General features: G+C 57.1%; 11 protein-coding genes. 9 read left to right on the forward strand and 2 right to left on the reverse strand.

The genetic code is table 11. From position 1 onward, the window contains the following. The first annotated feature begins 7 nt into the window (after positions 1 to 7). On the forward strand, positions 8 to 1,351 hold the full coding sequence (gene sufD, locus K334_RS0106620) for a Fe-S cluster assembly protein SufD (protein ID WP_025881645.1): 1,344 nt from the start codon (positions 8 to 10) through the stop codon (positions 1,349 to 1,351). A gap of 6 nt (positions 1,352 to 1,357) precedes the next feature. Next, positions 1,358 to 2,590, forward strand: coding sequence for an aminotransferase class V-fold PLP-dependent enzyme (locus tag K334_RS0106625; protein WP_027444716.1), 1,233 nt, complete (start codon positions 1,358 to 1,360; stop codon positions 2,588 to 2,590). Here the strand turns inward: K334_RS0106625 and K334_RS0106630 are convergent. After that, positions 2,587 to 2,877, reverse strand: coding sequence for a hypothetical protein (locus K334_RS0106630; RefSeq protein WP_021588845.1), 291 nt, complete (start codon positions 2,875 to 2,877; stop codon positions 2,587 to 2,589). The two genes, K334_RS0106625 and K334_RS0106630, sit on opposite strands and share 4 nt — an antisense overlap. A 135-nt stretch (positions 2,878 to 3,012) precedes the next feature. Between K334_RS0106630 and K334_RS0106635 the strand changes: the two genes are divergently transcribed. Genes K334_RS0106635 through K334_RS0106645 form a run of 3 tightly spaced genes read left to right on the forward strand, consistent with a single transcriptional unit; the run spans position 3,013 to position 7,820 of the window. Further along, on the forward strand, positions 3,013 to 3,663 hold the full coding sequence (locus K334_RS0106635; RefSeq protein ID WP_021588765.1) for a ribonuclease HII: 651 nt from the start codon (positions 3,013 to 3,015) through the stop codon (positions 3,661 to 3,663). Then, positions 3,660 to 4,547 (forward strand): helix-turn-helix transcriptional regulator, encoded by an 888-nt coding sequence (locus K334_RS0106640; protein ID WP_025881647.1) that lies wholly within the window; start codon positions 3,660 to 3,662, stop codon positions 4,545 to 4,547. The genes K334_RS0106635 and K334_RS0106640 overlap by 4 nt, the downstream gene beginning before the upstream one ends. 6 nt (positions 4,548 to 4,553) lie before the next feature. Next, entirely contained in the window at positions 4,554 to 7,820 is a 3,267-nt protein-coding gene (locus K334_RS0106645) for a S41 family peptidase (protein WP_051218683.1), read from the forward strand. 1,544 nt (positions 7,821 to 9,364) lie between these two features. Here the strand turns inward: K334_RS0106645 and tnpA are convergent. Continuing rightward, the gene (gene tnpA / locus K334_RS0106650) at positions 9,365 to 9,826 is read right to left on the reverse strand and encodes an IS200/IS605 family transposase (protein WP_025881651.1); all 462 of its coding nucleotides are present in this window, start codon (positions 9,824 to 9,826) and stop codon (positions 9,365 to 9,367) included. 520 nt (positions 9,827 to 10,346) lie between these two features. Here tnpA and K334_RS0106655 point away from each other — a divergent pair. The 4 genes from K334_RS0106655 (at position 10,347) to K334_RS0106670 (ending at position 14,948) form a co-directional block, all read left to right on the forward strand. Further along, positions 10,347 to 11,123: a DeoR/GlpR family DNA-binding transcription regulator gene (locus K334_RS0106655; protein WP_021588771.1), complete on the forward strand. Its 777-nt coding sequence runs from the start codon at positions 10,347 to 10,349 to the stop codon at positions 11,121 to 11,123. 114 nt (positions 11,124 to 11,237) lie between these two features. Then, positions 11,238 to 12,443 (forward strand): 1-acyl-sn-glycerol-3-phosphate acyltransferase, encoded by a 1,206-nt coding sequence (locus K334_RS0106660; RefSeq protein WP_021588742.1) that lies wholly within the window; start codon positions 11,238 to 11,240, stop codon positions 12,441 to 12,443. Next, positions 12,440 to 13,126 (forward strand): NigD1/NigD2 family lipoprotein, encoded by a 687-nt coding sequence (locus K334_RS0106665; RefSeq protein ID WP_025881654.1) that lies wholly within the window; start codon positions 12,440 to 12,442, stop codon positions 13,124 to 13,126. The genes K334_RS0106660 and K334_RS0106665 overlap by 4 nt, the downstream gene beginning before the upstream one ends. A 64-nt stretch (positions 13,127 to 13,190) precedes the next feature. Beyond that, positions 13,191 to 14,948 carry a right-handed parallel beta-helix repeat-containing protein gene (locus K334_RS0106670; protein ID WP_025881655.1) on the forward strand — a complete coding sequence of 586 codons (1,758 nt, stop codon included), beginning with the start codon at positions 13,191 to 13,193 and terminating at the stop codon, positions 14,946 to 14,948. Positions 14,949 to 14,999: the final 51 nt, after the last annotated feature.

Genomic DNA, 14,999 nt, shown 5'->3' on the forward strand with positions numbered 1-14,999 from the left:
GAAAGTTATGAACAGCGAACAGCAATACATAGACTTATACACCGAAGCTGCCGACCTGGTCAAGCGGCATTCTGCCGATGTGCTCAACGCCGTGCGCGACAAGGCTTTCGCAGATTTCAAGGAACAGGGCTTCCCCTCCCGCAAGGTCGAGCGGTATAAATACACCGACATGGCGCAGTTGTTCAAGCCTGATTACGGGTTGAATCTCAACCGTCTTGAAATCCCCGTCAATCCTTATCAGGCTTTCAAGTGCGACGTTCCCAATCTCAGCACCTCTCTTTACTTTGTCGTCAACGACAGTTTCTACACGAAATCGCTGCCACAGACCCATATTCCCGATGGTGTCGTCGTGGATTCCTTGCGCCGTGTGGCCGCAGAAAAGCCCGATTTCATCGAGAAATACTACGCTAAAATCGCCCAAACAGGGACAGACGCCATCACGGCGTTGAATACGATGCTGGCCCAGGACGGGCTTCTGGTGTATGTTCCGCGCAACGTGAAGGTAGACCGCACGGTGCAGGTCATCAACATCCTTCGTTCCGATGTCGACCTGATGGTCAACCGCCGTGTGCTGATTGTGCTCGAAGAGGGTGCCGAAGCCAAGTTTTTATTCTGTGACCATGCTTCCGACGACCGCCGTTTCCTGGCTACGCAGGTCATCGAGGCCTATGTCGGGCGCAATGCCAGCCTCGAACTGAACTGCCTGGAGGAGACACATTACAAGAATACACGCATCAGCAATGTCTATATTGAGCAGCAGGCAGACAGCCGTGTCAACCACAACGTCATCACCTTGCACAATGGCGTCACCCGCAATCGACTTGACTTGGTGTTCAAGGGCGAAGGCGCGGAGTGCCAGTGCAACGGCTGTGTCATAGCCGACAGGAACCAGCATGTGGACAACAATACGCTGATTGACCACCAGGTGCCCCATTGCACCAGCAACGAACTTTACAAATATGTGCTTGACGATGAGGCTACAAGCGCCTTTGCGGGTCGTGTCCTGGTGAGAAAAGACGCGCAGAAGACCATCAGTCAGGAGACCAACCAGAACCTTGTGGCCACCAAGAAGGCCCGTATGTACACGCAGCCCATGCTCGAAATCTATGCCGACGACGTGAAATGCGCCCATGGTTCCACCGTGGGTCAGCTCAACGACGCGGCCATGTTCTATATGCGTCAGCGTGGAATCAGCGAGCGGGAGGCCAAGTTGCTGCTGGAGTTTGCCTTTGTCAATGAAGTCATCGACAAGATGGAGCTTGAACCTTTGCGCGACCGGTTGCACTATCTGGTGGAGAAACGCTTCCGCGGAGAACTCAACAAGTGCGATGGTTGTAAACTTTGCAAGTAATCACCGATGGATATAGAATTGATCAGGGCTGACTTCCCCATCTTGTCCCGCACGGTCTACGGCAAGCCGCTGGTTTATCTCGACAATGCGGCCACTACGCAGAAGCCGTTGTGTGTGCTCAATGCCATGCGCGACGAGTACCTCAATGTCAATGCCAACGTCCATCGGGGCGTGCATTGGCTCAGCCAACAGGCCACCGAATTGCACGAAGGTGCCCGTGAGACCGTCCGCCGATTCATCAATGCCCGCAGCACGACGGAGATTGTCTTTACGCGTGGCACCACCGAAGGACTGAACCTGATAGCCTCCTGTTTCAGCGACGCCTGCATGCAGGAGGGCGATGAAGTCGTCATTTCCACGGTCGAACATCATTCCAATATTGTGCCTTGGCAGTTGCAGGCGGCCCGCAAGGGCATTGCGCTTCGGGTCATTCCGATGGATGAAAACGGCACGCTTGACTTGCAGGCGTTCCGTCGGATGTTGTCGCCGAAGACCAAGATTGTCAGCATTTCGCATGTCAGCAATGTGCTCGGAACCATCAATCCCGTGGAGGAAGTCATCCGTATCGCCCACGAACATGATGTCCCTGTCGTGGTCGACGGTGCCCAGAGCGCGCCTCATTTCAAGGTGGACATGCAGTCGCTGGACTGCGATTTCTTCGTCTTCAGCGGTCATAAGGTCTATGGGCCTACCGGTATCGGCGTGCTTTATGGCAAGGAAGCCTGGCTCGATCGCCTCCCGCCGTATCAGGGAGGAGGCGAGATGATCGAGCATGTGAGCTTCGAAAAGAGCACGTTCGAGCGTCCGCCGCTGAAGTTTGAGGCCGGAACGCCCGATTACATCGCGACGACGGGTCTCGCCAAGGCTCTCGACTACGTGTCGGCCATCGGTATGGACACGATTCAAAGGCACGAGGAAGACCTCACCCGCTATGCGGTCAGCCAATTGCAGCAAATCGATGGCATGCGCATCTTCGGCATTCCGGCCGATGTGGACACCACGGTGTTGCGCCACGACGCAGTCGTCAGCTTTCAGTTGCGCGACATCCATCATATGGACATGGGCACTCTGCTCGACCGGCTGGGCGTTGCCATCCGCACCGGACACCATTGCGCCCAACCACTCATGGAGCGATTGGGCGTTCTCGGTACGGCGCGGGCCAGCTTTGCGCTTTACAATACCCGTGAGGAAGTGGACGTGTTGGTGGCTGCCGTCAAGCGCGTGGCCACCATGTTCTAAGCGAGGCTTCGCCGACAGGCCAACAGGGCCTGTACAAACCACGCGACGCAAGCCAGCCGTAGAAAAACGGGCGATTCCATCGGGAATCCTGCCAGTACGAAAGCGGCCTGCACCTTTAATAGCAGCCAGGTCTGGCGGGCGCTGATTTCCTTGCCCAGGACGGCGCCATAGTATCGGCGCAGCGCGTTGAAGGGTGCCTTGGCTGTCTCGACGGCTTGGCGGATGACTTGTCGAAACTGGTGAAGATGTAGATTGGAGGACGGTTGTAGAGAGATGTTCTTTGCCATAGGGTTGCTCTTTTTGCTTGTTTTAATTTACAGATGCAAAGTTAGTCGTATGGGTGGAAGCATTCTTTCACTCTGCAATTCGGCTTCGTTAAATCTGTTAACGCATAACGTTTGTTAACTAAATGGGTCTGTTTTATGCTGTTGTCACATTATTATAAAGAGGTGGTTGAGGCCGGTTGCGACGAGGCGGGGCGTGGTTGCCTGGCCGGAAGCGTCTATGCCGCGGCTGTCATTCTGCCTCCCGACTATGATAATCCGGCACTCAACGACAGCAAGAAGCTCACCGACCGTCGTCGCCACGCACTTCGGGAGCAGATTGAACGCGACGCTTTGGCATGGGCCGTCGGCATTGTCACGCCCGATGAAATCGATAAGATAAACATCCTTCACGCCAGTTTCCTGGCCATGCACCGTGCAATCGACCAACTGCAACTCCGTCCCGAGGCACTCATCATCGACGGCAATCGTTTCGATCCCTACCGCGTGGGCGAGGGATTGCCCGACGAAGGAAAGACTTTGCCTTATACCTGCATCGTGAAAGGCGACGCCAAGTATCAGTCGATTGCCGCCGCCAGCATTCTGGCCAAGACCTATCGTGACGACTACATGGACGCGTTGGCGCTCCAATACCCTGCTTACGATTGGCAAAGCAACAAGGGCTATCCCACGCGAAAGCACCGTGAGGCGATTCGTTTGCATGGAATCACCCCATTTCATCGGCGCAGTTACAATCTCTTGGGCACCGACGAACTCGAAATAAACTTTGAAGAACAAGACCTGCCATGATGTCGAAAGAACTCCAACTCATCCTTCTGATGGTCGACGGCTTTGATTATACGGCCGAAGACCTCTGTCACAGGATTGGCATCACGCGTCGCCAAATCTACAATTACCTGCGGAAGTTTCGTGAGATGGGCTTTGTCGTGGTCACAGAGAACCAGACTCATCGGCTCTCCCCCGACTCCCCGTTCTTCCTGAGCTTGGCCCGCTCCGTCAATTTCACCGATGTCGAGGCTACTTTCCTGCATCGGCTGCTCGATGGAACGGATGAAAAGAACCCGATGGTGCCGACCATCAGGCGCAAACTCGAACGCTTCTATCATCTCCGGCAGTTCACCGACACCCGCTTCAAGGCCCACAATATCGAGACACTTCACGCACTGATGGAGGCTATCCGTCAGCAACGCGTGGTGTGCCTGAAGGATTATTCATCGCCTCACAGCAACACCGTCAGCGACCGGGTGGTCGAACCCTACCAGCTGCTGAACGAGAACCTCGACATCCGTTGCTATGAATTGAAGACGCGGATGTGCAAAACATTCAAGCTGGCACGCATCGGAAGCGTGGAGGTTTACGACACGCCCTGGATCTACGAGGAGCAACATAGCCGGCTCTTTACCGACATTTTTATGTTCAGCGGCCCCGAACGCCTGCCTGTCCGGTTGCTGATGAAGCAGCTTTCTCACAACCTCATGCTTGAAGAATATCCCATTTCATCGGGCTGTTTTACGCCAACGGCCGATGGCCGCTGGCTTTTTCAGGCCGACTTGGCCAGCTATGTCGGTATCGGACGCTTCATCCTTGGACTTTACGACGACATCGAAATCCTCGGCGACGTGGGCCTCCAGGCTTATGTTCGTCAGAAAATACAATCCTTTAATCATATCTAAAAACTTATGTCTAAACTACATCTTTCTCACAAGGAGTCCTTGTTTGGCAAGCGGCTTCTGGCGGCAACCTCCCTGCTGGCTGTCGTCTTGGGTGCTACGGCCCAGTCGCGTCCGCTCTGGATGCGCTATGGTGCCATCTCGCCCGATGGTCGGACAATCGCCTTTTCCTACAAAGGCGACCTCTACACGGTGCCTTCCAGCGGCGGTGAAGCCCGTCAGTTGACATCCAACGCAGCCTACGATTCCTACCCCGTATGGAGTCCTGATGGGCAAAAAATCGCCTTTTCATCGGCCCGTGAAGGCAGTCTTGACGTCTTTCTGATAGCCCGTGAAGGCGGTGCCCCCGTCCGATTGACGACAGATAGCGGCAATGAGACGCCCTTGGCTTTTGTCGACGACACGCATGTGCTGTTTGAATGCTCCGGTATGCCTTCGCCGCAAAACATCATTTTCCCGAACGGCTCCTTCACGCAGGTGTACCAGGTGGAGACGACGGCAGGTAGCCGTCCCCGCCTTTTCTCCGAAATTTCCATGCCGGGAATTAGTATCAACAAGGAGGGAGCTGTTCTCTACCACGACGTGAAAGGCTATGAGGACGTCTGGCGCAAGCATCATACGTCGCCCATCTGCCGCGACGTATGGCTCAAAAGGGACGGGAAATTCACAAAAATGACCCATTTCAACGGTGAAGACCGCAATCCGGTGTGGGGAGAGGGCGAAACCTATTATTATTTAAGCGAGGAAGACGGCACATTCAACGTCTTCAAGACCAACCTGAGCGGCACGGCCAAGCAACAGCTCACGCATTTCAAGGGCAACCCCGTGCGTTTCCTGACCCGTTCGGACGATGGGGTGCTGAGCTTCGGCTACGACGGCGAGCTTTATACCCTGCGCGAAGGACAGCAGCCCCGGCGTGTGGAGGTCACCGTGACGGCCGACCGCAACGACCAGGACTTGCAGCGGCAGATACGCCGCAGCGGAGCCACCGAGATAGCCCTGTCGCCCAACGGCAAGGAAGTGGCCTTCATCCTGCACGGCGATGTCTACGTCACTTCGGTGGAATATGCCACCACCCGCCAGATCACCGACACGCCCGAACAGGAGCGCAGCGTGGATTTTGCACCCGACGGACGCGGCTTGGTCTACGCCAGCGAGCGCGATGGGCTGTGGCAAATCTATCAGAGTACCATCAAGAACAAGAAGGACGACCTCTTCACCTACGCTTCCGAGATAACGGAAGAGCAGCTCGTCAAGAGCGACAAGACGAGTTTCCAGCCCGTCTACAGTCCCGACGGCAAGAGCGTGGCCTATCTCGAAGACCGCACCACGCTGCGTGCCGTCGACGTGAAGACCCATGTGTTGCGCACGCTGATGGCCGGCAAGTACATGTATAGCTACAGCGACGGCGACCAATGGTTCTCCTGGAGTCCCGACAGCCGTTGGCTGCTGGCGAGCTACATCGGCGACGGCGGCTGGAACCACAGCGACGTGGCCCTCGTTTCGGCCGATGGAAAGGGGGAAATACGCAATCTCACCAACAGCGGCTATAGCGACGGCAACGCCAAGTGGGTGCTCGGCGGCAAGGCCATGGTCTTCGAGAGCGACCGGGCGGGCTACCGCAGCCACGGTTCGTGGGGTTCGGAGAGCGACGCCTACATCATGTTCTTCGACCTCGACGCCTATGAGCAGTTCAAGATGACCAAGGAAGAGTACGCACGATGGAAGGAAACCAGCGAAGCCGAGAAGAAAGAGGCCGAGAAGCGTGAGAAAGAGGAAGCCAAACAGGCCAAGGACAAGAAGAAAAATCCCAACGCCGTGAAGCCCGAGAAGGTGGAACCGCTGGAGCTGGATGTCGACAACTGCCGCGACCGCGTGGTTCGGCTGACGGTGAACTCGTCGCATCTGGGCGACTTCCTGCTCAACAAGGAGGGCGACGCCATCTATTACCAAGCCCGCTTCGAGGGCAGCGCCGACCTGTGGAAGCACAGTCTTCGCGAGGGCAGCACGGTGATAGTGGCCAAAGGAATCGGTGGCGGCGGCATGACGGCCGACAGGGATTTCAAGAACATCTACCTCTGCAATGGCGGTATCAAGAAGTTCGACGTGGCCATGAACACCACGAAGTCAGTCGACTTCGAGGCCCGTTTCAACTACCGTCCCTACGCGGAGCGCGCCTACATGTTCAACCATATCTGGCAACAAGTGAAGGACAAGTTCTACGATACGAAGCTGCATGGCGTCGACTGGGACGGTTACAAGAAGACCTACGAGCGTTTCCTGCCCTACATCAACAACCGTTACGACTTCCGCGACATGCTCTCCGAAATGCTGGGCGAGCTGAACGCGTCGCACACCGGCGCCCGTTTCTATTCCTACGGAGCCGACCTGCGCACGGCCGCGCTGGGCCTTTTCTACGACGAAAGCCATACGGGTGACGGCCTGAAGATAGCCGAAGTCATCAAGCGCGGGCCTTTTGACGTGCGCGATACGAAGGTGAAGGCCGGCGATATCATCGAAGCCATCGACGGCGAAAGGATTCTGGCCGGCAAGGACTACAACCATCTGCTCGACGGGAAGGCCGGCAAGCCGGTGCGCGTTACGGTGAAGAGTGGCGGCAAAGAGCGTGATGTCGTCGTGCGGGCGATAGGCAAGGGCACTCAAAGCGACCTGCTTTACCAGCGTTGGGTGGACCGCAACCGCGCGCTGGTCGACAAGTGGTCTGGCGGGCAGCTGGCCTATGTCCACGTGCGGGCGATGGACAGCGAGAGCTTCCGCACGGTCTTCCGCGAACTCCTCTCCGACAGCAGCCGGCAGAAGAAGGCCGTCATCGTGGACGAACGTCACAACGGCGGCGGCTGGCTCCACGACGACCTCTGCACGCTCCTGGGCGGCAAGCAGTATCAGAGCTTCGTGCCCCGTGGCCAGTTCATCGGCTGGGATCCCTGGAACAAGTGGGTGAAACCGAGTTGTGTGCTCATCTGCGAGGATGATTATTCCAACGGTCACGGCTTCCCGTTCGTCTACAAGACGTTGGGTATCGGCAAACTCATTGGCACTCCCGTGGCGGGTACGATGACGGCCGTGTGGTGGGAGTCGCTGCTCGATAACCAGATGGTCTTCGGCATACCGCAAGTGGGCTGCGTGGACATGAAGGGCGTGTATGGCGAGAACAACACCTTGCAGCCCGACATAGAAGTCTACAACACGCCCGAGGACTATCTCAGCGGCAACGACGCGCAACTTCGCCGTGCCGTCGAGGAAATGCTCAAGTAGCAGCTTGTCCTTGACGGACTCCTAAAAGGTCGGCCACGCTCTCAGAGGAAGAGCGTGGCTGATTTGCGTTGGTGTAGGAACGATGGAGGGATATGCGGCGGGGTGTCGTTGTTGCTCTTTTGCAGACAGGTCGTGGGCGAAGTGTGGGGTGGTCGTGCGTCGGCGTTCATGGATCGAGCCTTTTGTGGGCGACCCCGCTGGGGTCGATGAAGGCGAGCGGGACATCCCGTAGTCAGCCTATCGGCATGACTACGGGTTATGGAAAGGTGAAGCCTCCGGCTTCATCATCGGCCGTCTTTGCGTAGCGGGCGATTCGTCCTGCTCCCCATGTCTGCGGTTTGGGGGCATGTGCGCAGGTCGTATGCCTCCTCACGTTTACAGTTTGCGGTCATGTGAGCAGGTCGTGTGCCTCTTCATGTCTGCGGTTTGCGGTCACGTGAGTGGGTGCATGTCTCCCCATGTCTGCGGTTTGCAGTCATGTGAGCGTGCGTGTGTCTGTCCTGAGACAGCGGATCGTGGTCATGTGATGAAGCTGGAGGCTTCACCTTATCTGTAACCCGCAGTCATGCCGATAGGCTGACTGCGGGGGAGAGGCAAGTACTGCGTGGAGAGTATCGACTCCAGCGGAGTCGCCCACGAGCAGTTTGGCCATCTTGCGTTGGCATAGGAACGATGGAGGGATATGCGGCGGGGTGTCGTTGTTGCTCTTTTGCAGGCAGGTCGTGGGCGAGGTGTGGGGTGGTCGTGCGTCGGCGTTCATGGATTGCGCCTTTTGTGGGCGACCCCGCTGGGGTCGATGTAGAGGGGCCGGACATCCCGTAGTCAGCCTGTCGGCATGACTACGGGTTATGGAAAGGTGAAGCCTCCGGCTTCATCATCGGCAGTCTTTGTGTAGCGGGCGGTCCATCCTGCTCCCCATGTCTGCGGTTTGGGGGCATGTAATGTGTCTTTCCGGGGGGCTGCGGGCTGTGGTCATGAGGTGGATTGCGTGCCTTTCTTGGGTTTGTGAGGTTGCGGTCATGTGACGGGTCGTATGATTTCCTGTATCTGTAGTTTGTGTGCGACCCCGCTGGGGTCGATGAAGGCGAGCGGGACATCCCGTAGTCAGCCTGTCGGCATGACTATGGGTTATGGAAAGGTGAAGCCTCTGGCTTCATCATCGGTCGCCTTCGCGTAGCGGGTAATCCGTCCTGCTCACCATGTCTGTAGTTTGCGGTCATGTGAGTGGTCGTGTGCCTCCTCATGTCTGTGGTTTGCAGTCATGTGAGCAGGTCGTATGCCTCCCCATGTCTACAGTTTGGGGTATGTGAGTGGCTGCATGTCTCCTCATGTCTGTGGTTTGCAGTCATGTGAGCGTGCGTGTGCCTGGTCGGAGACAGTCGATAGCGGTCATGTGATGAAGCCAGAGGCTTCACCTTTCTGTAACCCGCAGTCATGCCGATAGGCTGACTGCGGGGGAGAGGCAAGTACTGCGTGGAGAGTATCGACTCCAGCGGAGTCGCCCACGAGCAGTTTGGCCATCCATGGACTATCCCCCGAAGCATTCACTCTATCCAGTCTTTTCGGAAATAGTCTTCATCATATTGAATACCGACCTCCCGCATGATTTGTTTTAGCTCATCTATGAATGACATCTTCTTGTGGTGCTCCTTCTGTCTCCTGACATATTCCACCACATAAGCCTTTTCGGACTCGCTATAGGAAATGGCGCAATAGCCTATTCCCCACCCATTGAACATGGGAAACTCGCGGGGATGGCTTTTGATGAAGTTGCCGGCAGACTTTTTCAGCTCCCTTACAAAATCGGCCAGGCAAACGTCGGGGCGCAAAGAAACAAACATGTGGATGTGGTCGGGCATGGAGTTGATCCTGAGAAGGCAGATGTCATGGGCTCTGCAGTAAGCCAATATGTATGCGTAGAGGTCCCGCTCATGAGCTTCGTTGATGGTTCGTTGGGATTGATAGGTGCGAAATACGATGTGGTAATAGAGTTTGGAGTAACTCATGGCATTTGAAGTTGGTTGTTTGATGCAAAGGTAATGATAGATTCTCAATCGAACAAGAATCGGCCGTAGGGCATTTCCCTTCGTTTCTCCCCTTGTGAAACATTGCATAGGGCCGCCCTTCGCCGGCAGGCTTCGACAGCAATCGGTCTCTCGCCGTTTTTTTACTCGTCAACGCCCGCTTCGACATAAAGGAAGGATGGCGCTTGCCGTGCAGGAAAAGTGCTTGAAGCCAGTCGTTTATGCCCGCTTGCGCCGTCGCCGGCCGTCGCCTGTTTTCAAAAGCAGCGCGGCGGCGTTGCGAAAGCTGCCCTTTGACCTGCTGAAAGCTGTGCTTCGAGCTTGCGAAAGCTGCTCTTTTGCCGCGTCAAAGGGCAGCTTTCGCCTTTCGGTCGCTGCGCTTTTGTCGCTTGGTCGGGCCGTACCATCGTTTTGTGTTAATATATATTTAAAATGAGAAAGGAAATGATAAGGTTATGAAATAAGTCGTATATTTGTCGCATTAATCAACAACAATCAGGAGATGACGAAAGAAGATAGACACAATGCCATTCTGGAACAATTGTTTAAGGCAGACTCTGTGTTGGTCTCAGACCTGGCTGAATTGCTGGAAGTGTCGTCCGTGACGATCAGAAAAGACCTGACTGACCTTGAAAAAGCTGGAAAACTATACCGCAGCCATGGAAAAGCGATCGCCATCAACCCCTTCACGAGCAACCGTTCGGTCAACGAGAAGGAAAAGCTCTTCCCAGAAGAGAAGTACAGCATAGGCACCGAAGCCGCCAAGTTCATCACCCCCAACGACTCGATCATCATCGCCTCAGGCACCACCATCCATGCTTTCGCCCACTGCGTGAAGCCCGTCAACAAGCTGACGGTCGTGTCGGCGTCGCTACAGTCGTCGATCGTACTGTCGCAAGACGACAACATCGACATCATCCAACTGGGCGGAATGCTGCGCCACAGCAGCGAGTCGGTGGTGGGAGACTACAGCGAGGTGCTGCTCAAAGGCTGCGCCTTCAGCAAGCTTTTCATGGGCGTGGACGGCATAGACTTCGACTTCGGCATCACCACCACCGACATGCGGGAGGCCCATCTGAACCAGAAGATGATGCAGGCGGCCCAGAAGACCATCGTGCTGGCCGACTCGTCGAAGTTCGGGCGCAAGGGATTCGCCAAGATCGGCGACATGGAAGAGGTGGACATGATCATCACCGACAGCCATGTGAAGCCTTCCGACGTGCGGCGGATAGAGGAACTCGGCATAGAACTGATCATTGCGCACGGAAAAGGGAGTTGATGAGGTGGTGAGTTGACGAGTTGGTCCGTTGATGAGCGGCCAAGTCGCGTGTGTTCCGGGCCCCTTTCTTTTTTTATTCTCTTGTTTTTTCTTTCTCATTTTATTTAGAACATTATGAAGATACCTTCAGAGTTTGACCCCATAAGGCCGTTCGAACCCGAAGAATTGCCTGAAGTGTTTGACCGTCTGCTGGCCGACCCGCAGTTCCAGCACGTGCTGGCCTACCTCTATCCGGGCGTCCCCGTGGAGGCCATCGGGCAGAAGATGAAGCAGTGCAAGACGAACCTCGATTTCCAGAAAGCCTTCTGCTATCCCTTCCTCCAGCAGCTGGTGCAGACCGTCAGCGCCGGAATCGACGTCGACGCCTACAACCTGGACATCAAGAAACGCTACACCTTCGTGAGCAACCACCGCGACATCGTGCTCGACTCGGCCTTCCTCGACAAGATACTGATTGACGTGGGCTTCGAGACGACGTGCGAAATCGCCATCGGCGACAACCTGCTGACCTTGCCCTGGGTGAAAGACCTGGTGAGAGTGAACAAGTCGTTCACCGTGGAAAGGGCGCTCCACTCCGTCGAAATGCTCAAGGCCAGCAAGCGCATGTCGGAGTACATCCACTTCGCCGTGGCCCGGAAGAACGAGAACGTGTGGATAGCGCAGCGGCAGGGACGGGCCAAGAACTCCAACGACCTGACCCAACCGGCCATCCTCAAGATGATGGCGATGGGCGGCGAGGGCACCGTCGCCGAGCGGTTGCAGGCCCTCCACATCATACCGCTGGCCATCTCCTACGAATACGACCCCTGCGACTATCTCAAGGCACGCGAATATCAGCTGCGCCGCGACGTTCCGTTCTGGAAGAAGACGGCCGAAGACGACATCGAAAGCATGCTGGTGGGTATCAAGGGCTACAAGGGACACATCCATTACGAGGCCGCACCCTGCATCGACGAGTGGCTGGAGACGGTCGATCTGGAGCAACCCAAGAACAAACTGTTCGACGAAATCGCCGCGCACATCGACACCGAGATCCATCGCAGCTACCGCATCTACCCGTGCAACTACATCGCGCTGGACATGATACAGGACACGAAGGTCTACGCCGACCGCTACAAGGAGGAGGATTATGAACGTTTCGAGGCCTACGTGGCCGGTCAGTTGGCGAAGATCGACATCGAGAACAAGGACGACCGCTTCCTGCGCACCTGCCTGTTGAGCCAGTATGCCTATCCGGCCAAGAACTATCTGGCGGCCAAGGCGGCCACGGAGGGCGGCATGTTCAAGTCGTTGAAGAACCGATTCTCGTTCAAGAAATGAGCAGGCGCCCAACGAGACGCGTCGCGGTCTGGGTCGTCGGCCTGCTGGCCGTCGGCCTGACGGCTTGCAAGCACGAGACTTATGAGAGTGGGGATGGGGAATATTCCTATCTCCAGGCTCATTATGTGGAGGCGGCGACCGACGGCAACAGCCAGTTTGTGCAGGCCTTGACCGACGACAACGCGCGGCTGGCGTTCACGAAACCCGTGAAGGCCGCCTGGGCCACGACCCCCGATTCCACCTATCGGGCACTGCTCTACCACAAACAGGTGGCCGCCGACGGCACGACGGAGCCTTTCTCGCTGCGTCGCGTGTCTGTGGTGAAACTCCGCCCCCGTGCCGAAGGGGAGGCCTTGGGCATGGATCCGGTCGTCTTTGAGAGTGCTTGGATTTCGGAAAACCACAAGTATCTCAACATCGCCTTCGGCTTGAAGACCGGCAGGACGGCCGATGGAAAGGCCCGACAGACGGTGGACTTGGTGCTCGTCAGAGAGCGACGGCTGCCCGACGGGACGGCGGAACGAAGCGTCGCGTTCAGCCATCGGCAGAACAAAGTGCCCGAATACTACACGACGCACCATGTGGTCAGCATGCCGTTGGAGGGATTTCAAGGCACGATTAACCTGACCGTCCACAGCTACAAGGGCACGGTCGGCAAGCTGTTGACCATCCCCCGTCAATGACCGGATGCGGAACGACGCGTCCGGTTTTGCTTTTTCCACCCCCGACAATCCCCAAGATGATGTCATGAAGATAAAGACGAGATTTGTTTGTTGGCTGTCGGCCTTGCTGTCGGCCGTTCCTGCCGTCGGTCTGCGGGCCGGCGACACGCTTTCGCTGGCCGTGCTCGGCATTCGACCCAACACGTATGCCAACTGCGTGGCGCAGGTGCAGGAGGCCTTGTGGCAGTGTCGGCAGCGGCATTGCCGTGTGTTGCGCTTTGAAGCAGGGCGTTATGACTTCTGGCCGGAGGGCGCATCGTGGCGCGAGTTGTTCGTTTCCAACACCTCGTCGGAGACCGAATGCCCGTCGAAAGAGAAGGTGATAGGCCTGCTGCTCGAAGATATGGCCGACCTGACCATCGACGGCGGCGGGGCCACCTTCGTCTTCCATGGCAAGATGACCATGCTGGCCATGCTGCACTGCAAGAGAATCGGGTTGCGGAACGTGCATTTCGACTTCGAGCGTCCGGGCGGTTCAGAGTTCGCTTACACGCGGGTCACGCCCGATTCGGTCGAGCTGCGGGCCCATCCCGACACGCGCTATGCGGTTGACGGCGGTCGGGTGGCGCTCTATGGCGAGGGCTGGAAGACGAATGTAGACCACTGCGTGAAGTTCAATCCCGCAACCGACCGCTTCGCCTATAGCCGCGACTGGCGGCTGCTGTCGGCTTCCGAAGCGACGGAAGTGGCCCCCGGACTGTTGCGTTTCCCCCGTCCGGCGGGGCTGGAGCCCAAGGAGGGGGAGGTGCTCACCATCCGCGACATCATCCGCGACCAAGTGGGCATGCTGATCTTGGAAAGCGAGGACATCTCCTTCAGCGACGTGTCGGTGCACTATATGCACGGACTTGGAATCGTCAGCCAGTATTCCCGCAATGTCACGATGGAGCGGATCCATTGCGAGCCGCGTGCGGGCAGCGGGCGTGTGCTGGCCTCTTCGGCCGACTTCCTCCACTTCTCGGGATGCAGCGGTAGGATAGTCGTGCGCGACGGCAGGTTCTCCGGGGCGCAGGACGACTGCATCAACGTGCATGGCACCACCCTGCGCGTCGACAGCGTGTTGGCCGAAAACAGGTTGCGCGTGCGCTTCATGCACCACCAGAGCTACGGTTTCAATGCCTTCTTCGCGAACGATACGGTGGCGTTTGTGGCTCCGGCGACGATGCAACGCTTCGCAACGGCCGTGGTGAAAGGGGCCTTGCGCATCTCGGACAGGGTGGTGGAGCTGACGCTCGACCGTGCCGTTCCGAGGTCGCTGCGGGTCGGAAGCGACTACGTAGAGAACCTGACCTGCACGCCGGAGGTGGAAATCAGAAACAATCTGTTCACCCATACGAGCACCCGGGGTACGCTTGTGACGACGCCGCGACGGGTCGTGATCGCGGGCAACACCTATCGTTCCACCGGCATGAGCGCCATCCTCATCGAGGCCGATGCGGCCGGTTGGTTCGAATCGGGGCCGGTGAAGGACGTGTTGATCGATGACAACGACTTCATCGACTGCGCGCCGAACGGCCATCCGGAGCATGCCGTCATCGCCGTCAACCCGTCGAATACGGTCGTCGACGCGAAAACTCCCGTCCATTTCAACATCCGCATTCTCCACAACAGGTTCAAAACATGGGGCAATCCCGTCCTTTTTGCCAAGAGCGTGCGGGGCTTGGAGGTGGCGGGCAATCGGGTGGCGTCTCCCGACGGCGGCACGATGAAGGCGCAGGAGCTTTATAGATTGAGCGGATGTAGCAGGGTGAAGATCGGCAACAACCGTCAGATGGGGTTGTGAAGAGGTCGGGGCGCCGGCTCCGACGCTGCGTGAAAAGCCGAGCCCCATGCG

Source organism: Segatella baroniae DSM 16972 = JCM 13447 (genome assembly GCF_000426585.1).
Lineage (GTDB): Bacteria > Bacteroidota > Bacteroidia > Bacteroidales > Bacteroidaceae > Prevotella > Prevotella baroniae.